Raw genomic sequence first — 19,238 nt, forward strand, 5'->3', positions numbered from 1 at the left:
GCCTTTATTTTAAGTTAGGATTTTTGGATTGAAAAGCGTTTTTTTGCTCATTTTGTTTGCTTTAAGTGTCTTTGGAGCGGAGGCGATCATACCCACCGTAAATTTAAGTCTTAGCGCACCAGACACACCCAACCAGCTCGTAACAACGCTAAATATCATCATCGTTTTAACCATACTTGCCCTTGCCCCTAGCATTATTTTCATAATGACTTCTTTTTTAAGGCTTATCATTGTTTTTTCTTTTTTAAGACAAGCTATGGGAACGCAAAGTATGCCTCCAAATACCATTTTGGTTACTATAGCTTTAATTTTAACCTTTTTCATAATGGAACCTGTGGCGACAAAATCCTATAATGAGGGCGTGAAGCCCTACTTAGAGGAGAAAATAGGCTATGAAGAAGCCTTTGTAAGGGGTGTGAAGCCCTTTAAAGATTTTATGCTTAAAAACACGCGCGAAAAGGATTTAGCCCTATTTTACCGCATTAGAAATTTGCCTAACCCAAAAACCATAGACGATGTGCCTTTGAGTGTTTTGGTGCCTGCTTTTATGATTTCAGAGCTTAAAACGGCTTTTGAGATAGGTTTTCTCATTTACCTACCTTTTTTAGTCATTGATATGGTTGTAAGCTCTGTTTTAATGGCTATGGGTATGATGATGCTACCACCTGTGATGATTTCTCTGCCTTTTAAACTGCTCATTTTTGTGCTAGTTGATGGGTGGAATTTACTCGTTCAAAGACTAGTTGAAAGCTTTGTAACTTAGCTAAATTTCATAAGTAAAATTGACAAAAAAAGATATAAAAGCAAGGATAATGCCAAAATCAAAAATAAGTGAAATAACAAGCCCTCCACACAAAAAAGAATGAAAAAAATAACAAAAAGAAATACAAAAATAACACGCCCTAAAAAGACTTTCTCTAAAACTTTACTAAAATAAAGAGTATAATCTAAAATAAGAATAAGAATAAAATCTAACACTCTTAAATCCCTAATGGCATTTTGTAGTTACTTCAGGAGCATTTGCAACTGTAACGCCCGTTACTCCCAATCTTATCGCATAATTTAAAAGTAAGGGAACGGCTCTATCTTCTTGGTAGCTACACTCATCAGCCGCTTTTAATGCACTATAAGACAAAAATAAAAATAACACAAAAAATACAATTTTTTTCATTATCTTAAATCCTCCTATTAAAAACAATAATGATATTATATATCAAAATTATAAAATTAATATTAATTATCAAAAATGAATTCTTGTTTATTTTCTAATGCTTATTTTTGTGCTAGTCCTAAATTTTACGCATTTTAGCGATGAAAAAGCCATCATAATTTTCGCAAGGCATAATGCGTCTAGCCTTTTTAAGCTCTTTAAATTCGCTCTTTGCCTCCCTTACTCTCACGCCCTCTAAATCAAGCTCTAAAAATTCAAGCTCGAATTCACTTTTTAAAGCATTTTCTAAAACCTCTTCATTTTCTTCTCTTAAAAAGGTGCAAGTGCTATAAACTAACTCACCGCCGTGTTTTAAGGCTTTTAAAGCAGAGTGAAGGAGCTTTTTTTGTAAAAGAGCTAGGGCTTTGATTTCTTTTGGAGATTTTATATTTTCAAAGCCTATTTTAGCTAAGGTAGAGCAAGGTGCGTCAAGTAAAATTTTATCAAATTTCAAAGGACACAAACGCCCTATATTTTTCGCATCTTTTAAAAAAATCTTAGCATTGACCCCATAATTTTTCAAATTTTTTTGCAGGGTAAAAAACCTCTCTTTATTTGCCTCCACACAGGCTAAATAGGCTTTATTTTGCATAAAATTTGCTAAATTAATGCTCTTTCCACCCGGAGCCGCACACATATCTAAAATATTTTCATTAGGCTTGACGCCCAAATTTTTAGCACAAAGATAAGAAGAATAATTTTGTATATAAAAATGCCCCTCATTAAAGGCTTTCATCTTGCTTAAAATGCTTTTATCTTCTGCCTTGAAAAGATAGCAAAAAGAATTAAGCTTTTGAAATTCTAAATCCTTAAAAAATTCATTAATTAAATTTTCATTTGTTTTTAAAAAATTTAAAAATACACAAATATTTTTAGGGCTTTTAAAGCTTTCTTTTAAAATTGTAAGCTCATTTTGGGTGTAAATTTGCGCTAATTTAGTCTCCAAAATATCCCCTTAACATTATCAAAGCTGCCAAAGAGTCTAATTTACCATCTTTTTTACGCGAATTCGCCACACCTAAGCCTTGTGCCTCTTTACTCGTATAAGCCTCATCGACAAAAATGACCTCTCCATCAAATTCTAGTAAGGAGATAAAATGCTGCACTCTCTTAGTCATTTCCACTTCACTTGCTCCACCTTTTGGTAAGCCTACGATAAGCTTAGAAATTTGATGTTCTTCGATAAGCTTTCGCACTTCGTTTGCAGCTTGATTGCGATTTTTTCTCAAAATGGCATTAAGTGGCACGGCGATATTTTCCACATATAAAGCAAGTCCTATGCGTTTTAAGCCAAGATCTAACGCTAAAGCCCTCATCATAAAAGCCTTATCCAAATGCCATCAATGGCGATTTTGCCCTCAAGCTCATACTCATAAACCTTTTCGCCGTATTTTTGCAGGGCTTGTTCAACACTTACGCCTTGTTTGCAAAAGAGCAAAAACTCATCTTCCTCTCTTGGCTTAATTTTTGTCCCAAAACGCTCCGCAAAGCTTTTAAAGTCCGCTATCAAATTTGCCTTTTTATCTTGTAAAAGCAAATTTGTCCCTCTACTCTCCTCTAGTCTTTGAGGTAAAACAAAAAGTGGCTTTTGCATTTGCAAACTAAGCCTAGCACTTTGCATAGAGCCACTTTGAAGATGTGCTTGTGCGATGACAACAGCCTCACTTAAAGCGATAATAAGGCGGTTTCTTAGCAGAAAATCAAAGCCCTGAGGCATATAAGTGTCCTCATTTTCACTTAAAGCCAAGCCTTTGGTGTAAATTTCTTTGATGATTTTTTCATTTGTGCGTGGATAAATATGACTTAAACCATTTGCAAAAATGCCTATATGCAGGGGTAAAGAGCCTAAAGCCGCATTAATATCCACACCCAAAGCTCCTCCACTTACCACGCAAACTCCAGCGTTTTTAAGAGTAGTGGCTAATTCTAAAACGCAATTTTTTGTATAAACACTCATTTTTCTAGAGCCTATAATAGCGATCTTAGGATAAGATAAAAGCTCCAAATTCCCTTTAAAATAAAGGCTTTTAGGCTTATCTTTTAAAGCATCAAAAAGACTCAAATAAGAGCTAGGTAAAACTTCGCTACTCATAAAGCTCACTCAAATACACAAGATCCACACTTTTTAATAATTCTTTGCTTTCTTTTAAGGCTTTAAAAGTATTTTTTTTAGGATGTCCTATGGCTATGGCATAACCTTTTTTTTGTGCGAGTTTAACCGCACTTAAAAGCTGATTTTTAACATAAATCACATCATCTTCATTATCTAAAAAAACATCTCTTTTAATGTAATTTTTTTGCATTTCTTTAGCGATTTTAGGAGCTTTTGAATTGTGTATAGTTTTAGAATCCACAAAGCTTAAATGATACTTATCTAAAACTTTATAAAGCCTTCTCATCGCTTCTTCATCACTTGTAAAAAGGCTTCCTGTGTGATTATTGATAAATTTTAAATTTTTAAATTCACCCTTAATCTTAGCAATCGTTTTTTCAATCTCCTCTTCACTATCCTCCGGGCTTAAAACGGACATTTTATTTTGAAAGCTAAGAGCCTTTAGAGGCAAATGCACCATATAAAATTCAAATTCTTTAGCTAATTTAGGGGTATTTGGATGTAAAGCGTGAGAGGGGAAAAATGAGGGATTAAGCTTCAAATTTAAAGCTTTAAGACTTCTTGTTTGTTCCTCATTAGCCATATCATCGATAATAATGGCTAATTTTGGCTTTTGCCCTATAATCGGCTTTAAATTTTCTTGCTTTGCTTCCTTTTTACTTAAATTTTGCTCCAAATTAAGACTTTGATTTTGCTCTTTGCTGAAATTCAATTCCCTTAAATCTTCACTTAAATTTTTATCTATCGCTAAACTCTCATTATTCAAAGCATTTTTTTGACTTAAATTTGCCTCAAAATGCTCTTCTTTATCTTCTCTTTCTTGACTTAAATTCTCTTCAAAAGGCTTAAAAACAGCCTCTTGATTTTCTAAAAAATTTTCTTTAAGTAAATGATTTGACGGGTTTAAATTTGGCTTTTTTGCTTCTTTCGTTTGTGTTTTACCTACAATCAATAAAATTAAAATCACGCAAATTAAAACTAAAATGATAAGAATTAAAAATTTTTGAATAAGACTAATATTTTTTTTTGACAATTTAATTTTTATCCTTATCTACAAGCTTATTTTTGCTAATCCAAGGCATTATTTTGCGTAAATTTTGCCCTGTTTTTTCAATTAAAGATTGCTTAGTATTTTGACGCATAGCGTGCATTTTGGCAAAACCTGCCTTTTTTTCTAAGATAAAATCCCTTGCAAAAACGCCATTTTGTATATCTTTTAAGATATTTTTCATCGCTTTTTTCGTATGTGGCGTGATAATCTTAGCCCCACTCACATAGCCTCCATATTCAGCTGTGTTTGAGATAGAATAACGCATATCGCCAATGCCTCCTTGATATAACAAATCGACAATGAGCTTCACCTCGTGTAAGCACTCAAAATACGCCATTTCAGGCTCATACCCTGCCTCAACTAAAGTTTCAAAACCAGCCTCTATCAAATTCACAAGTCCTCCGCAAAGCACGGCTTGTTCTCCAAAAAGGTCCGTTTCAGTTTCGTGCTTAAAGCTTGTCTGCATAATGCCAACCTTTCCAGCTCCTATCGCACTTGCATACGAAAGAGCCAAATTTTTAGCATCGTCACTTGCTTCTTGATAAATGGCAATAAGACAAGCCAAGCCTCCACCTTGCACAAATTCATTTCTTAAAGTATGTCCTGGTCCTTTTGGAGCTATCATAATCACATCAACAAATTCAGGCGGTATAATTTGTCCGTAGTGGATATTAAAGCCGTGTGCAAAAGCTAGAATTTGCCCCTGTTTTAAATGAGGCTTAATATCTTCTTCATAAATTTCTGCTTGACTTTCATCAGGCGTTAAAATCATAATCAAATCTGCCTTCTTACAAGCCTGTGCTACGCTTAAAACTTCAAAGCCTTCATTTTGTGCCTTTTCATAGCTTTTTCCCTTTCTTAAGCCGATAAAAACTTCCACGCCGCTATCTCTTAAATTCAGTGCGTGAGCGTGTCCTTGCGAGCCAAAGCCTATAATGGCGACCTTTTTTGACTGGATTAAATTAAGATCGCAATCTTTATCATAATACACCTTAAGAGCCATTTACTCCCCCTTTTTTACAAAAGCGAAATTATAGCAAAAGAGCCTTAAATTTGCATTTATAAAGTTTAAGTAAAATTGTATAAAAATTCATATAAAGTGAAGTAAAGTGAAAGAATTTTTAAAAAGTTTAAGTTATGGCGTTAGGGAAAATCAAGTCGGCAATGAATTTAAGCAAATTTTAAGAGAGCTTTTAGCCTCAAATGTCTTAAAAGAATATAAAAATAAATATTATCTTAACAATGGCTATGTTTTTGGAGAGCTTGACATCTCAAGTAAAGGCACAGGCTTTTTAAGTGTGTATGATGAAAGTTTTACTAGAGATTTATTAATAGAAAATAAACATTTAAAAGGGGCAAATTATAAAGATATCGTTGCGGCTAAATTGTTGCCACTTAAGAAAAAAAGAGCGAGCGCTAAGGTGATTTTAGTGCTTAAAAAGGCAAATGAAACTTCCATAGTCGTTACAAAAAAATACGGCGAAGCAGTGCTAGGGCTTAATATTAAAACAGGACTTTCCACCGCCCTTAAAGCCTCACAAAAGTCTTTAAAAGCTCTTCCGCTTGGAAGTGTCTTAAAAATAGAAAATTCAAATAACGAAATTTTAGAAGTTTTAGGGCATATTGACGATGAAGCGGTTGATGAAAAAATTTCACTCGCTCTTTTTAATAAAAATAGCGAATTTTCCCAAACCTGCATAGAAGAAGCCTTAGCTAATGGTGATTATGTCGATGCGAGTATGTATCCTAATCGCGTAGATTTGAGGCATTTAAGCTTTTGCACGATTGATCCTATTCACGCGAAAGATTTTGATGATGCGATTTATTATGATGAAAAAAAGAAAGAACTTTATGTGGCAATTGCTGATGTGAGTGAGTATGTTTTTGCTTATTGTGCTACGGATAAAGAGGCGAGACATAGGGGCTTTTCTATCTATTTTCCTCACATTTCTATCCCTATGTTACCGCGTCCTTTAAGTGAAAATATCTGCTCTTTAAAGCCGAATTTAGATCGCCTTACTTACTGCTTTAAAATTACTTTTAATCAAAATAATGAAATTTGCAAAGAAGAGCTTTTTGAAGCCATTATCAATTCTAAAAGGCGTTTTCATTATGATGAAGTCGATGAACTTTTGGAGAAAAAAAGCAATTTAGGTGAGCTTTCTTGGATTTATAAGCTTTTTAATTTAACACAAATTTTAAGAAAGGCTCGTCTTAAAAACGCTTTTGAATTTAAAACGGAAGAATTAAGAATGTTTTTAGATGAAAATTTAAGCCTTAAAAGCACTTTTTATGAAAAAGATACACCTTCGCACGGCTTGATTGAAGATTGTATGCTTTTGGCAAATAAGGCAGCGGCTAAAATGCTAGGTGAAATTGGCATTTTTAGAAATCACGCCCCAGCCGATGATAAGAAAATTACAAAACTTTTAGAAGAGCTTGGTATGCTTGGCATAGATGTTAATTATAAAAATAATCTTAGCGAACTTATACGCGATGTCCAAGCCTTAGCCGATGAGCTTGACATAAGGGCTGAAGTTGATAAACTCATCATAAAAGCACAAAAAAAGGCTTGTTATGCAAGTGAAAATGGGGGACATTTTGGACTTGGTTTTGATAAATATACGCATTTTACAAGCCCGATTAGACGCTATTCGGATTTGATTTTACACAGACTTTTAAAGGCAAAACAAAGAGGAGATTTGAAACTTTATGAATATTTGCTTTTAAATATACAAAGCACTTGCGAAAATTTAAGCCTTTTAGAAAGAGAGGCGGACAAGGTCGCTTATGACTTTATGGATAGAAAATTTGCAAGATGGGCAAAGCGTAATATAGGCGGGGTTTTTAACGCCTTTATTAGTGAAAATGATACCCTTAGCATAGCCAAACTTGATGATGAAATTAAAGGAGCAGAAATTATTTTAGAGCATAATAAAAGCAATCTTTTGCAAAAAGTGAAAGTGCAAATTGTAGAAGCGGACATCATCGCTGCGAAAATTTTTGGGCGTGTTGTCGAGGAGCTTTGATGTATAGAAGAGACTTGCAAAAAGCTTTAGAAAATAAGAGCTTTTCTAATTTTTTCTTGCTTTATGGTGCAGATAATTTTCAAACCGAGCTTTATGGAAATTTTATTAAACAAAAATACAACGCAGAAGAAAATTTAAAGCTTTATTTTGAAGAATACGATTTTGCTAGGGCGTGCGATTTTCTAGCACTTGGCTCACTTTTTAGCTCTAAAAAACTCTTGGAGATAAAATGCTTAAAAAAGCCTAGCAGTAAAGATTTAAAAGCCCTAATTTCTCTATGCAAAAATAATGCGGATAATTTTTTCTTGCTTGAGCTTTATGATGAAAATGCAAAGCAAAGTGAATTGGAAAAAATTTTTGAAAATCATTTTGCAAGATTTTTTAAAATTTCCAATTCCAAAGAGGGCATAGAGCTTTTAGCTATGAAGGCTAAAGAATTAAATGTAGAAATCACGCACAATGCCCTCATAACGCTTTTTGTCAGCTTTGATGAAAACCTTTACCTAGCGGCAAGTGAGCTAAACAAATTTGTAAATTTAAAAGTCGATGAAAATATTATTAAGCAGTATTGTTATAGCCTTGCTTTAGTGGGATTTGATGATTTTTTTGACAAGCTTTTAAAAACGCGAAATATCAAAGAAGAGCTTGAAAAAATTTTAGAAAATTTTAACGAAATCGCCCTCATTAACTCACTCTCAAGTGCCTTTTATAGGCTTTTTAAAATAACCATTTACGCTAAAATTTATGGAAAAATAGACTTTAAAGACCTTTTAGGCTACACGCCTCCTCCTCAAGTGGGACAAGCTTTAAGCGAACAAGCTTTTAAGCTCAATTTAAAACAATATAAAGCCATTTTTAACCTTCTTCTTAAAAGCGAATATGAAATCAAAACAAATTCTAAGCTTAGTAAAAAGGAATTTCTACTCGCAAATTTGCTTGAACTTCAACGCATTTTAAAATGATGCTTCATAAACCAAAGATAAGCAAAGTCTAGCAAAGGCGTTCTTATCTGCTCTTTTATAAAGCTTTCATACTCACAAACTTTCACATAAACAGCTTCAATTTGCTCCCCATCAACGCCCCCACCCTGTGCGATTTTATCCTCCTCATCAATCTCAGCATAATAAAAGCTTTGCTTACTTACCCCAGAGCCAAAACCCGTATAATAATCGCCTATTTTTTCAAGCCTTTTAGGTAAAAAGCCAAGCTCCTCCACGCATTCTTCTCTTGCTATTTCTTCTAGGCTTAAATTTTTATCCACAAGTCCAGAGCAAAGCTCTATGGTATAGCCCATATTTGCATTTTCTTTATAAGTTTCATCATTATTTTGATGATACCAAAGTGGGATTCTAAATTGTCTTACAAAAATAAAACTCTCTAAACTTTTATGATACAAAAGCACCGAAACGCTATCTTTTGCCTCAATAAAATCCCAAGTATAATTCTTACCCCTACTTTCATATGTGAAACGCTTAGGTTTAATATAAATCGAAGGGCTAAAAGGCACTTCTTTTAAATTTTTAAAATTCATTCTTTAATCTCCATAGGGCTTAAAAAATTTTCATTGATTAAAATATCTACTATATCCTTAAACATTGGCAAAGCACTTTGTGCAGCATAATAGCTATAAGGCTTAGTTGGATTTCTCACTAAAACGCCTATGGTATAGGAATTTGTCGCATCATTTGCAAAGCCAAAAAATGACGAATTGTAACGATTACTCGTGTAGCCTTTACGCTCAGCTATCCTCGCCGTGCCCGTTTTACCCCCTATGATAATCCCCTCCGTTCTCGCTCTTCTTCCTATGCCTTTTTCTATGACATTAATGAGAATTTGTTTCATTTCAGCTGCTGCTTTGCTTGAAAGAATTTTCTCCTGCTTAATCTCATCATCAAGCATAGTCCATTTAGCGTTTTGATAAAATTTTTCCGCTAAACGCGGCGTAATATAAATGCCATCATTATTAAAGACATTATAAGCAGCAAGAAGCTGCATAAAGGTCGTTTTCAGCCCATAACCATAGCTTAAAACAGACTTTTCTATCTCCCTCAAACGATTAGGATTAGGCAGGTCGCCCTTTTGCTCATAAGGCAAATCTATCCCGCTTTTCTCACCAAATTTAAAGATTTTAAGCCCAGTAATAATTTCCAAATTACTCATTCTTTTAGCAATTTGTATCATACCAACATTTGATGAAAGGGTAATCACCTCCTCCATACTCATCTTATCTTTTTTATGGTCATCGCTAATGGTAAAACGCCCAAGTTTATATTGTCCGCCGTAGGTTTTAATGATTTCATCAATTTTAAGTTTGCCAAGTCTTAAAGCCGTTACAAAAATAAAAGGCTTTATCACAGAACCAGCCTCATACCCATACTCAATGGCACTTGCATTAAGCACGGATAAATCCTTTCCTCTATTTTGCGGGTCATAGCGTCTTGAACTAGCCAAAGCTAAAATTTTACCCGTTTTACTCTCCATAACCCCAACTATAATTTCATTCGCCTTTAAGTCAACATTTCTTTGGTCTATGGCTTTTTCTATATTTTTTTGAAGCTTTAAAGAAACATTAAGATACAAATCGCAACCATTAATTTTTCTTTGCTGGATAGAATTTAAATTTAAAATAATATTTCCACCCACATCTTTAAGCCCCTGAATTTTCTCATCTTGCAAGGGCATTAAGCATCGCTCATAATATTTTTCCAAACCCTTAATGCCCACATTTTTTAAAATATTATTTTCCTTATCTAAAAGTGTGCGCGTGTAACCTATAACAGGAGTTAGAGCATTGATAGATATATAATTTCTATCTTCTCTATGCTCAATAATACTAAGTCCCCTTGTTTCCACACGCCCATTATTATTTGTAAAAGCCTTAAAAAAACCTTGTATATAGAGCTTTTTAGCTAAATCTTTAAGATAACTTGCCTGTTTAGAATCCAAATTTGAAGCTAAGACAAAATTGTAATTTCGTTTTTTTTGTGTTTGCATACGCTTTTTAATCTCTGCAATTTGCTTATCATCAAAACCGCTATAAATTTGAAAAAGTTTTAAAAAAAGCCCGGTTCTATCTTTCTTAAGACTTCTTAAATCAATCTCCGCCCTATAAATCTCACGCGAACTTGCTATGGTAAAATGATCTTTTGTGATGATAGAGCCTCGCAAAGCGAGGCTGTATTGATCTTTTTCTGTATTGGGGATATAGCGTTTAGAGGTTAAAAAAAAGGTCGAGCTTAAAAAAATAATCATAAACAAAAGTGCCATACAATAAGCAAAGGCGACTTTTGAAACTCTATTTTTTTTATATTCTTGCATTAAGACTCAAATTTGAGTTCTTGTAATTTCTTTATAAGCACTAATAGCCTTATTTCTTACTTCAAGCATAAATTTCATACTACTTTCCGCCTTAGTAATGGCAATCGCAGCTTGGTGTAGGTCTTTCACCTGCCCTGTGGCAATGTCTGTCATCGCTGCCTCGCCTTTTTCTTGAGCGGTATTTAAATCCTCAATTTCATTTTTAAGCATTTTAGCAAATTCATCGCCTATGCCTTTATCTTGGGTATTGTTTGTTTTATTTCCTGCTAAAGTGTTAAATCTAAGCTCGTTTATACTATTCATCTTTTATTATCCTTTTAAAATATCGATCGCACTTTGCGCTATGGTTTTAGCACTCGTAAAAGCACTCACATTTGCCTGATAAGCCCTCGTAGCTTCTATCAAATCCGCCATTTCAATGACAGGATTTACATTTGGAAAAGCCACATAACCCTCAGCATTCGCATCAGGGTGGCTTGGGTCGTATTTCATACGAAAGTCCTTATCATCACGCACAACCTTATCTACAACCACGCTCATAATTGCCGGCTTAGCTTCTTCAGGTGAGCTTGGGTCATTTAGAGGATTTTCATATTTTAAGAAATTGTTATTTTCATTGATTTGCTTATTTAAAAGCGCATCAAAATCATTTGCTTTAAAAATAACTTCTCTTCTGCGGTAAGGTCCACCCTCTGCCGTGCGTGTTGTTTGAGCGTTCGCAATGTTTGAACTTATAACATTCATTCTAAAGCGTTGAGCGCTTAAGCCATAACCGCTAATATCAAAATCACTCAAGTATGCCATAATTTACCTTTAACTTAATTTAGAACTCGCATCAACAATGGAGCTAAAAATATTACTTTGTCTTCTTAAAACCCCATCAAGAGCGGTAATCATTACCGTATTTTTACTCATTTCGGTCGTTTCGACATCTAAATCCACAGTATTAGCATCATTTCTCGCCAAATGTCCGTCTCTTAGATAAATGGTAGATTTACTAGGATCTGGGAATTTCCAAGGCTCTTGATGATTATCACTTGTTTTGGCTAATTCAAGCTCTTGCCCTTTATCTTTTTTGAAAATCTCATTTGCTCTACGCACCAAAGCCGTTTCAAATTCTACATCTCTTGCTTTATAAAAAGGAGTATCGACATTTGCAAGGTTTGAATTAATAAGCTGATTTCTCAAATTTCTACCCGCTAAAGCACTGGTTACAAGCTCTTTTGATTTAAATGGATTAATCATCTTTACACCTTTCTACAATTTTTAAAAATATAAGCAAATATCGTTCCAACTTAAACTAATCAATATATCTTTTTTGCAAATCGCCAAAAAATTCTATCCTTCTATCTCTTAAAAATGGCCACCACCTACGCACATTTTCGCTTCTTTTTAAATCTAACTCCACACAAATACAAAGTTCACTTTGACTATCTGCTTTAAAAATTTCTTCGCCCTGTGGTCCATAAATAAAAGAATTCCCCCAAAATCTAATGCCATCTTGCACTCCACTTTTGTCCTTTTCAAAACCTACGCGGTTAATCGCCGCCACATAAAGTCCATTTGCTATGGCGTGGGCTTTTTGAATTCCTAGCCAAGCGTGAAGTTGTCTCTCTTTTTCCTCGTTTGTATCCTTATCAAACCACCCTATCGCCGTAGGGTAAATGAGAATTTCCGCTCCTTTTAAAGCCATAATCCTAGCCGCCTCAGGATACCACTGGTCCCAGCAAATTAACACCCCAAGTCTTCCTACGCTTGTATTAATAGGCTCAAAACCCAAATCCCCAGGCGTAAAATAAAATTTTTCATAAAAGCAAGGGTCATCTGGTATGTGCATTTTGCGGTATTTCCCAGCTATACTTCCATTTTTTTCAAACACAATAGCCGTATTATGGTAAAGTCCCGCACTTCGCTTTTCAAATAAAGAAGTGATTAAAACCACCTCATTTTCCTTAGCAACCCCAGCCCAAAATTCCACATCTTTTTCATAATCTTTTGCCAAATCAAAATTTGCCACATCTTCACTTTGACAAAAATACTCATTTTGATGTAATTCTCCCAAACATACGAGCTTTGCACCTTCTTTTTTTGCTTTGATGATTAATTCGCAAGTTTTTTGCATTGTCTTTTCTTTAGTGTTGTGGAATTTTTGCTGAATAAGTGCTATTTTCATATCCTGTCCCTTTCTTCATCTTGGTCATCGTAAGGATCAAGATGAATATGAATTTCCCATTTTTGCTCCTGTGAAATTTCTCTTATTTTTTGCTCAATTTCATCAGAAATTTGATGTGCGTTTAAAAGTGAAATTATGGGACAAAAAACTAAATGAACGCTAATATAATTTGTGCTTGGCGTTTTTCTTGTTTTAAGATTATGAAAGGAAATGACTTCTTGGTGATTGTTGATTAAAGTTTTGATTTTTTCTAAAATTTCTTCATCTAAAGCCTCGTCCATTAAGAAAGTAAGGGCTTTTTTGATGATTTTACTCGCACTAAAACTAGTATAAATACTCACAATAATCCCAAAAATCGCATCAATAATATGCCAATTTGTAAAATAAATCAAAATCAAAGCAAGAAGTGTGAAAAAATTGCTCAAAAAATCGCTCTTATAATGTAAGCAATCACTCTCCACTATCAAACTCTTTGTTTTTTTCGCCACAAAAGAAAGATAAAACACAAGCAAAAAAGTAACAACAAGAGCAAAAATCATCACAGCTATGCCTGAATTTAAATCCTCAACATTTTCTCTATGATAAATTTTCATCACACTTTGATAAAAGATGAAAATCCCTACCCCCACTATGAAACAACCTTCCAAAAAGCCCATTAAAGCTTCGATTTTAGAAAAACCGAAATTATAATGCTCGTTTGGTTTTTGGGCTGATTTTTTAAGGGCTAAGAAGTTAAAGGCAGAAATAACAAAATCCATCATAGAATCAATCGCACTCGAAAGCACCGCCACAGAACCACTTAAAATCCCCACGATAAATTTCACAATGGCTAAAAAAAACGCACAGCAAGTTGCTATAATGGTCGCTTGTTTGGCTAAATTCATCTAGGTCCCTTAAAGCGGTTTTGACAAGAGCAATGTAAGGAGCCATTTTGTCTTAGAAATACCCTTGCATCGACACCGATAACTTCGCGATTTTTTAAGTGAGCTTGGAGTCTTTTTTGCACCACTTCATCATTTTCATCCTTATAAAAAGGCACAATAAGAGCATTATTGACAAAAACAAAATTTGCATAAGTTGCCCCAAGTCTTCTGTCCTCGTAAAATAAAGGCTTTGGGATAGGAAGAGGGATAAGATTAAAATTTGTTTTTAAAAGCTCTTTTTCCATAGCTTTTAAGGGTGCGTAATGCTCGTCCTTTTCATCTTCGCAAATGCAGTAAGCTATGGTATTTTCATCGATAAAACGCGCTAAGGTATCAATGTGCCTGTCCGTATCATCGCCTTTTATAAAGCCATTTTCAAGCCAGATAATTCTTTCAAGTCCAAAATAATTTTTAAGCTTTTCTTCTATCTTCACCTGATTTAAATTCGCATTACGATTTGAGTTAAGCAGACAAAAAGAGCTTGTTAGCATTGTGCCAGCTCCATTAAAATCAATGCTCCCGCCCTCTAAAATAAAATCACATTTTTCAAGCCTAGTTTGAAATTTTTCCTTAAAAAGCTTAGTGTTAAGGGCATTATCTAAATCGCTTTGAAATTTACCTCCCCAAGCATTAAAGGTAAAATCAAGAGCTTTCAATCTCCCATTTTCAAGCACATCAATAGCGCCAAAATCTCTTATCCAAGTATCATTTGTTTCACATTTAAAAAATTCCACATTGTCAAATTCTTTAAAGGGCGTAAAGTCCTCATCATTTGGTGCTATAAGCAAAAGCTTTTGAAAATGACTTGCAGTTTCTACAAATTCCTTATAGGCTTCAATAATTTCACTTAAATAAGGCTTCCAGTCCGTATTTTTATGCGGTAAAGCAAGCATTAAACACTCTTGCTCACTCCATTCGGCGATTGATTTTATCATTTACATACCTTTTTTGATAATAAAAAGCTAATTGTAGCAAATTTATAGCTTTTGTCAAGATTCGCCTATGATAATCTCTTTTAAACCTCTAAAATAAAATAAATTCACTCCGTCCTCATAAGCATAATCAAGCTTCATATTATGGCTTTCAAGTATAGTATTTACAATATAAAGTCCAAGTCCAAAGCTTGATTTTTGTTTTGAGCCTTGCGTAAAGGCTTGTGTGTAATATTCTAAGGTATTATTAAGCTCATCGCCCCTATTTTTAAAACAAATATAATCTTCCATAATGTCAATTTGCACAAAACCATCAAGAGAATGCTTAATGCCATTGTCAATCATATTTTTAATCGCTGTGGTGAAAAGCTTAAAATCAACATTGACAAAAAAACTTTCCCCCATAAAAATACGCATACTGCTTTCATCACGCATAGAAATTTCTTTAGCTTCGTCTAAAATGTCTAAAATATTGTATTTTTTGCGGTTAATAAAGGCTGCACCCGAAGTAATTTGCTCAATCGCCGCAAATTCATTAATTAAAATTTCAAGGCGGTTAAATATCCCCTCAAGTCTTTCTTTATACTTATCATCTTCAAGCATTTCAAGCGTTATAAGTCCTTTTGTGATAGGTGTTTTTAGCTCGTGCATCATATTTCTTAAGAAAAATTGCCGCGATTGATTAAGCTTTATGATTTGCAAGATGGCACGATAAAAAGCCTCGGATACTTGTGAAATTTCATCATTTCCCGTGCTGACATTTTCGACTTCATTAAGTTTGCCTCGTGCAAAGCGGTCAATTTGCTTTTTTAAAGCTCTTAAGGGCTTTAATTTTTTAAGTGTAAAAAAATAAAGCAAAATAAGCATAATAAAAACGCCAACCCCTATAACCTTAATGATAAAATAACGATAGCTTTGATATTCTTGGTCTTCATAGAGATAAATTTCATCATCATAAACTATATTTAAATAAACCGCATCTTTATAGGAAATGATCTCCACTCTACCCTTATCTATGGCAACTTTTTCTAAAACTTCACCCTGTTTTAAAATGCCTTGAAGTTCTTTTTCATCTTCAATTCTTATCATCTTATTGTAGGCTTTAGTTTGCTCTTCAAATTCTTTTTCATTTATCATACCATTAAGTTGCAAAAGCTTGACATTAGCAATGAGAGAGTATTTGGCATTAAGCTCTCTTGTGTAGTTTTGCTGGTCATAGGCTATAAGCCACAAAAAGCCAAGCGTTACACTCACTCCAGCAAAAAGAAAAATGAAAGTTATAGTATAAAAAATGGACGAGCGGTTCATTGCGTAAGCTTATAGCCTATACCGCGTATGGAGTGGATATATTTTGGCGTTTTAGGATCATCGCCCATTTTTTGACGAATACGGCTAATAATAACATCAATGCTTTTATTAGAACTATCCTCACTAATGGAAGAGCAATTATACACAAGCTCTTCACGACTTACCACTCCGCCTTCTTTTTTAATAAGATAGCTTAAAATATCAAATTCAGCATTTGTGAGTGTGAGTTCCTCGCCCCTCATCGTAATGATATGCTTATATTGGTCATAAACCAAGTCTTTTACGCTTTTTGCGATTGCATTTTTTGTATGGCAAATGCGTCTTAAATGACTTTTAATACGAGCTTGAAGTTCTTTTGGATTATAAGGCTTAGGCAAATAATCATCTGCCCCAAGCTCCAAAGCATTAACTTTATCGCTAATATCGTGTCTGGCACTTGAAATAATAATAGGCGTGTCATATTTTTTACGAATTTCCTCGCACACTTCAAGTCCGTCAATCCCCGGCAATGATAAATCAAGTATGATAAGCTGATATTCTTTTAAAGCAAGTTTTGAAAGCCCTATATAGGGCTCGTGAGCTATATCGACTTTCATATCAAATTGTTCCAAATACTCCGCCGTGATTTCAGCTAATTCTAAATCATCTTCTATCATAAGAATATTAGTCATTTTACTCCTTTGACTAAAATAAAAAATTCTAAAATAAATTTCATAACAAAAAGAAAACGCCTATTTTAACACAAGCAAAGTTATCACACCTCCGCGATATACCCAAATTTTAATCCACGCATTTTTTGCTTGATTTTTCAAAGTATTTTGCAAATCTTTAAGGTCTTTTACCTCACTCTGCCCTACAGCTATGATAATATCACCTTCTTTAAAACCCGCATCCTTAGCCTTACTTTTAGGCTTGACACTATCAATTAAAACGCCATTTATCTCACTTGGCACACCAAGACGCGTTTTTAAATTGCTATCTAAATTTTTTAAATTTAAGCCTTCAATTAAACTATCTTGAACGCTCTTCACATCGCTTATTTCATCATCTTTTAAAATGAAATTGATTTGATTTTCTTTGCCATCTCTTTCATAAAGCAGTGAAATTTTTTGATTAGGTTCGAGTGTGCCTATATAATTTTTTAAATCATTTGGGCTTTTAATGTTTTTATCATTGACTTTTAAAACCAAATCGCCCCTTTTAAGTCCCGCTTCATCGGCTGATGACCCTTTTTGCACATCGGTGATTAAAGCGCCTTCGCTATTTTTATAAACCTTTTTACTATCGCCCTTAAGTGCTGTTATGCTCACACCCAAAAAGCCTCTTTCTATCTTGCCTTTTTCTATGAGTTTTTTTGCTACATCTTTGACCATGTTAGAAGGGATAGCAAAGCCTATGCCGTTATTTCCACCGCCCCTTGATAAAATAGCCGAATTAATCCCCACTAAAGCACCTCTAGTATCAACTAAAGCACCACCTGAATTACCCGGATTAATCGAAGCGTCCGTTTGTATGAAATTTTCATATTGGTTTAAGCCTATATTGTCTTTATTAAGGGCTGAAATAATCCCACTTGTTACACTAAAACCCACGCCAAAAGGATTGCCAAGAGCAAAAACAACATCACCCTCTAACAACTCGTCCGAATTTGAAAAACTCACCGCCGAAAGGTTATTTGCTTCAATTTTGATAACCGCCAAATCCGTCTTAGGATCTTTTCCTATCAATTTAGCCTTATACTCCATATCACTTTGCGGCAGGGTAACGCTTATGCTATCGACATTTTCGACCACATGATTATTTGTAACGATATAACCATCTTTTGAAATAATCACACCAGAACCCACACTAGCAATCACCTCTTTTTCATTTTGCCCTCTTCTTTGAAAAGGGTCAAAACCAAAAAATTGCTTAAAATATGGATCGTCAAAAAAATCATCAAAAGGCGAATTTGCTCTCGTAATCGTTTTTGAAGTTGAGATATTAACGACCGATTTTTTAACCTCTTTGATAGAATCATAATAAGACAGCAAAACGCCATTTGCTGGATTGATCCTTTCGATTTTAGAATCTACTTCATTAAATTCTACATTTGCCGCACATAATATACTCGCCAATGAAAGCGATAAAATAATTTTTTTCATTATACTCTCCTTAAAAATTAGCTTGATAGTATAAAACTCAAACTTTAAAAATTTGTAAATGAAACCTTGAGTGTAAAAATATATTAAACTTGATTGACTAAGACTAAACTTTATGCTATAATCACGCCCTATAATTTTTTAAGGAAAAATAATGAATAGTCTTTATGAAACACTTGGCGTTAGCAAAAATGCTAGCAATGATGAAATTAAAAAAGCTTATAGACGCCTTGCTAGACAATATCACCCAGACATTAATAAAGAAAAAGGTGCAGAAGAAAAATTTAAAGAAATTAACGCCGCTTACGAAATTTTAAGCGATGAAAAAAAACGCGCTCAATATGATAGATATGGAGACTCTATGTTTGGAGGGCAAAGTTTTAGCGATTTTTCTAGAAATTCTGGCGATATGGATTTAGATGAAATTTTAAAAAATTTATTTGGCGGAGGCTTCTCTGGTGCAAAAGGTTTTGGGGGCAGTAGCTTTGGAGGCGGAAATTTTGGAGGATTTGGAGGGGGTTTTGGTGGCTTTTCTGGGGAAGATTTAGACCTAAGTGCGAGCATTAGCATACCCTTTGAAGTGGGAATTTTAGGAGGAGAGCATAGCATTAATTTCAATGGCGAAACAATTAAATTAAAAATTCCACACGGCATTAAAAATAATGACAAAATAAGAATTCGCGGTAAAGGCAAAAAACTAGGCTCTCAAGTAGGAGATCTAATCGTCAAAGTGAGTTTAGAAAAAAGCGAACTTTATGAGCGTGATGAAGATGATTTGACAAGAAAGCTTGATATTAGTTTAAAAACGGCACTTTTTGGCGGAAAAATAAATCTTAAAACACCCAAAAAAGAAGTCAGCATTAAAATCCCTCCCAATTCTAAAAATGGACAAAAAATTCGCCTCAAGGGTTATGGTGTGCAAAATAGAAAGAGTGGAATTTTTGGAGATTTGTATCTTGTTTTAAATGTGCTTTTACCTAATGCTGAAGATTTAGACCCTAAAGTGCGTCAAATTTTAGAAGAAAAATTATCTTAAAAGG

General features: G+C 34.2%; 22 protein-coding genes. 4 read left to right on the forward strand and 18 right to left on the reverse strand.

Annotation, left to right across the window (positions count from 1 at the left end):
• Window positions 1-28: 28 nt before the first annotated feature.
• Window positions 29-763, forward strand: coding sequence for a flagellar type III secretion system pore protein FliP (fliP, locus tag NYG92_RS02755; protein ID WP_289233469.1), 735 nt, complete (start codon window positions 29-31; stop codon window positions 761-763).
• Here fliP and NYG92_RS02760 read toward each other — a convergent pair.
• The 7 genes from NYG92_RS02760 to ilvC form a co-directional block, all read right to left on the reverse strand.
• Entirely contained in the window at window positions 760-978 is a 219-nt protein-coding gene (locus NYG92_RS02760) for a hypothetical protein (RefSeq protein ID WP_270976469.1), read from the reverse strand. The two genes, fliP and NYG92_RS02760, sit on opposite strands and share 4 nt — an antisense overlap.
• Before the next feature lie 10 nt (window positions 979-988).
• Complete coding sequence (locus tag NYG92_RS02765; RefSeq protein WP_270976470.1) at window positions 989-1,171, reverse strand: hypothetical protein; 183 nt, start codon at window positions 1,169-1,171, stop codon at window positions 989-991.
• Between the two features lie 118 nt (window positions 1,172-1,289).
• A complete protein-coding gene (locus NYG92_RS02770; RefSeq protein WP_270976471.1) occupies window positions 1,290-2,156 on the reverse strand; it encodes an SAM-dependent methyltransferase in 867 nt (288 codons plus the stop codon).
• Window positions 2,146-2,526, reverse strand: coding sequence for a Holliday junction resolvase RuvX (gene ruvX / locus NYG92_RS02775; RefSeq protein ID WP_027304002.1), 381 nt, complete (start codon window positions 2,524-2,526; stop codon window positions 2,146-2,148). The genes NYG92_RS02770 and ruvX overlap by 11 nt, the downstream gene beginning before the upstream one ends.
• Complete coding sequence (locus tag NYG92_RS02780; RefSeq protein WP_289233470.1) at window positions 2,526-3,302, reverse strand: DNA-processing protein DprA; 777 nt, start codon at window positions 3,300-3,302, stop codon at window positions 2,526-2,528. The genes ruvX and NYG92_RS02780 overlap by 1 nt, the downstream gene beginning before the upstream one ends.
• Window positions 3,295-4,356: a divergent polysaccharide deacetylase family protein gene (locus tag NYG92_RS02785; RefSeq protein ID WP_270976473.1), complete on the reverse strand. Its 1,062-nt coding sequence runs from the start codon at window positions 4,354-4,356 to the stop codon at window positions 3,295-3,297. The genes NYG92_RS02780 and NYG92_RS02785 overlap by 8 nt, the downstream gene beginning before the upstream one ends.
• Window position 4,357: 1 nt before the next feature.
• Complete coding sequence (ilvC, locus tag NYG92_RS02790) at window positions 4,358-5,377, reverse strand: ketol-acid reductoisomerase (RefSeq protein WP_270966398.1); 1,020 nt, start codon at window positions 5,375-5,377, stop codon at window positions 4,358-4,360.
• Between the two features lie 106 nt (window positions 5,378-5,483).
• Here ilvC and NYG92_RS02795 point away from each other — a divergent pair, with 106 nt between their 5' ends.
• Both NYG92_RS02795 and holA read left to right on the forward strand, forming a co-directional pair.
• Window positions 5,484-7,403 carry an RNB domain-containing ribonuclease gene (locus tag NYG92_RS02795; protein WP_289233471.1) on the forward strand — a complete coding sequence of 640 codons (1,920 nt, stop codon included), beginning with the start codon at window positions 5,484-5,486 and terminating at the stop codon, window positions 7,401-7,403.
• On the forward strand, window positions 7,403-8,365 hold the full coding sequence (gene holA, locus NYG92_RS02800) for a DNA polymerase III subunit delta (protein WP_289233472.1): 963 nt from the start codon (window positions 7,403-7,405) through the stop codon (window positions 8,363-8,365). The genes NYG92_RS02795 and holA overlap by 1 nt, the downstream gene beginning before the upstream one ends.
• Here the strand turns inward: holA and NYG92_RS02805 are convergent.
• The 11 genes from NYG92_RS02805 to htrA are packed head-to-tail and all read right to left on the reverse strand — an operon-like array spanning window position 8,347 to window position 18,201.
• Window positions 8,347-8,934: an NUDIX hydrolase gene (locus NYG92_RS02805; RefSeq protein ID WP_289233473.1), complete on the reverse strand. Its 588-nt coding sequence runs from the start codon at window positions 8,932-8,934 to the stop codon at window positions 8,347-8,349. The two genes, holA and NYG92_RS02805, sit on opposite strands and share 19 nt — an antisense overlap.
• On the reverse strand, window positions 8,931-10,721 hold the full coding sequence (locus tag NYG92_RS02810; protein ID WP_289233474.1) for a peptidoglycan D,D-transpeptidase FtsI family protein: 1,791 nt from the start codon (window positions 10,719-10,721) through the stop codon (window positions 8,931-8,933). The genes NYG92_RS02805 and NYG92_RS02810 overlap by 4 nt, the downstream gene beginning before the upstream one ends.
• 6 nt (window positions 10,722-10,727) lie before the next feature.
• Window positions 10,728-11,024: a flagellar hook-basal body complex protein FliE gene (gene fliE / locus NYG92_RS02815; protein WP_004275127.1), complete on the reverse strand. Its 297-nt coding sequence runs from the start codon at window positions 11,022-11,024 to the stop codon at window positions 10,728-10,730.
• 6 nt (window positions 11,025-11,030) lie between these two features.
• Entirely contained in the window at window positions 11,031-11,525 is a 495-nt protein-coding gene (gene flgC / locus NYG92_RS02820) for a flagellar basal body rod protein FlgC (RefSeq protein WP_131936523.1), read from the reverse strand.
• 9 nt (window positions 11,526-11,534) lie between these two features.
• On the reverse strand, window positions 11,535-11,966 hold the full coding sequence (flgB, locus tag NYG92_RS02825) for a flagellar basal body rod protein FlgB (protein WP_270976478.1): 432 nt from the start codon (window positions 11,964-11,966) through the stop codon (window positions 11,535-11,537).
• 55 nt (window positions 11,967-12,021) lie between these two features.
• Window positions 12,022-12,894 carry an N-carbamoylputrescine amidohydrolase gene (locus NYG92_RS02830; protein WP_289233475.1) on the reverse strand — a complete coding sequence of 291 codons (873 nt, stop codon included), beginning with the start codon at window positions 12,892-12,894 and terminating at the stop codon, window positions 12,022-12,024.
• Window positions 12,891-13,778: a cation diffusion facilitator family transporter gene (locus tag NYG92_RS02835; protein WP_270960254.1), complete on the reverse strand. Its 888-nt coding sequence runs from the start codon at window positions 13,776-13,778 to the stop codon at window positions 12,891-12,893. The genes NYG92_RS02830 and NYG92_RS02835 overlap by 4 nt, the downstream gene beginning before the upstream one ends.
• On the reverse strand, window positions 13,775-14,752 hold the full coding sequence (locus NYG92_RS02840) for an agmatine deiminase family protein (RefSeq protein ID WP_289233476.1): 978 nt from the start codon (window positions 14,750-14,752) through the stop codon (window positions 13,775-13,777). The genes NYG92_RS02835 and NYG92_RS02840 overlap by 4 nt, the downstream gene beginning before the upstream one ends.
• Window positions 14,753-14,806: 54 nt before the next feature.
• Window positions 14,807-16,057, reverse strand: a complete 1,251-nt coding sequence (locus NYG92_RS02845) for an ArsS family sensor histidine kinase (RefSeq protein ID WP_289233477.1) — start codon at window positions 16,055-16,057, stop codon at window positions 14,807-14,809.
• A complete protein-coding gene (locus NYG92_RS02850) occupies window positions 16,054-16,728 on the reverse strand; it encodes a response regulator transcription factor (protein WP_082199706.1) in 675 nt (224 codons plus the stop codon). Before NYG92_RS02850 ends, NYG92_RS02845 begins: the two co-directional genes overlap by 4 nt.
• A gap of 60 nt (window positions 16,729-16,788) precedes the next feature.
• Entirely contained in the window at window positions 16,789-18,201 is a 1,413-nt protein-coding gene (gene htrA, locus NYG92_RS02855; RefSeq protein ID WP_289233478.1) for a serine protease HtrA, read from the reverse strand.
• Between the two features lie 151 nt (window positions 18,202-18,352).
• Here htrA and NYG92_RS02860 point away from each other — a divergent pair, with 151 nt between their 5' ends.
• Window positions 18,353-19,234, forward strand: a complete 882-nt coding sequence (locus NYG92_RS02860) for a DnaJ C-terminal domain-containing protein (RefSeq protein ID WP_257399432.1) — start codon at window positions 18,353-18,355, stop codon at window positions 19,232-19,234.
• The last annotated feature ends 4 nt before the right edge of the window (window positions 19,235-19,238 follow it).

The sequence above is a fragment of the Campylobacter felis genome (assembly GCF_030250085.1).
Lineage (GTDB): Bacteria > Campylobacterota > Campylobacteria > Campylobacterales > Campylobacteraceae > Campylobacter_D > Campylobacter_D upsaliensis.

What these genes read in the sequence shown, in the direction of transcription:
- NYG92_RS02765 (WP_270976470.1), bottom strand. Translation starts at nt 1,171, where the DNA reads ATGAAAAAAATTGTATTTTTTGTGTTATTTTTATTTTTGTCTTATAGT.
- ruvX (WP_027304002.1), bottom strand. Translation starts at nt 2,526, where the DNA reads ATGAGGGCTTTAGCGTTAGATCTTGGCTTAAAACGCATAGGACTTGCT.
- NYG92_RS02780 (WP_289233470.1), bottom strand. Translation starts at nt 3,302, where the DNA reads ATGAGTAGCGAAGTTTTACCTAGCTCTTATTTGAGTCTTTTTGATGCT.
- ilvC (WP_270966398.1), bottom strand. Translation starts at nt 5,377, where the DNA reads ATGGCTCTTAAGGTGTATTATGATAAAGATTGCGATCTTAATTTAATC.
- holA (WP_289233472.1), top strand. Translation starts at nt 7,403, where the DNA reads ATGTATAGAAGAGACTTGCAAAAAGCTTTAGAAAATAAGAGCTTTTCT.
- NYG92_RS02805 (WP_289233473.1), bottom strand. Translation starts at nt 8,934, where the DNA reads ATGAATTTTAAAAATTTAAAAGAAGTGCCTTTTAGCCCTTCGATTTAT.
- NYG92_RS02810 (WP_289233474.1), bottom strand. Translation starts at nt 10,721, where the DNA reads ATGCAAGAATATAAAAAAAATAGAGTTTCAAAAGTCGCCTTTGCTTAT.
- fliE (WP_004275127.1), bottom strand. Translation starts at nt 11,024, where the DNA reads ATGAATAGTATAAACGAGCTTAGATTTAACACTTTAGCAGGAAATAAA.
- flgC (WP_131936523.1), bottom strand. Translation starts at nt 11,525, where the DNA reads ATGGCATACTTGAGTGATTTTGATATTAGCGGTTATGGCTTAAGCGCT.
- flgB (WP_270976478.1), bottom strand. Translation starts at nt 11,966, where the DNA reads ATGATTAATCCATTTAAATCAAAAGAGCTTGTAACCAGTGCTTTAGCG.
- NYG92_RS02830 (WP_289233475.1), bottom strand. Translation starts at nt 12,894, where the DNA reads ATGAAAATAGCACTTATTCAGCAAAAATTCCACAACACTAAAGAAAAG.
- NYG92_RS02835 (WP_270960254.1), bottom strand. Translation starts at nt 13,778, where the DNA reads ATGAATTTAGCCAAACAAGCGACCATTATAGCAACTTGCTGTGCGTTT.
- NYG92_RS02840 (WP_289233476.1), bottom strand. Translation starts at nt 14,752, where the DNA reads ATGATAAAATCAATCGCCGAATGGAGTGAGCAAGAGTGTTTAATGCTT.
- NYG92_RS02845 (WP_289233477.1), bottom strand. Translation starts at nt 16,057, where the DNA reads ATGAACCGCTCGTCCATTTTTTATACTATAACTTTCATTTTTCTTTTT.
- NYG92_RS02850 (WP_082199706.1), bottom strand. Translation starts at nt 16,728, where the DNA reads ATGACTAATATTCTTATGATAGAAGATGATTTAGAATTAGCTGAAATC.
- htrA (WP_289233478.1), bottom strand. Translation starts at nt 18,201, where the DNA reads ATGAAAAAAATTATTTTATCGCTTTCATTGGCGAGTATATTATGTGCG.
- NYG92_RS02860 (WP_257399432.1), top strand. Translation starts at nt 18,353, where the DNA reads ATGAATAGTCTTTATGAAACACTTGGCGTTAGCAAAAATGCTAGCAAT.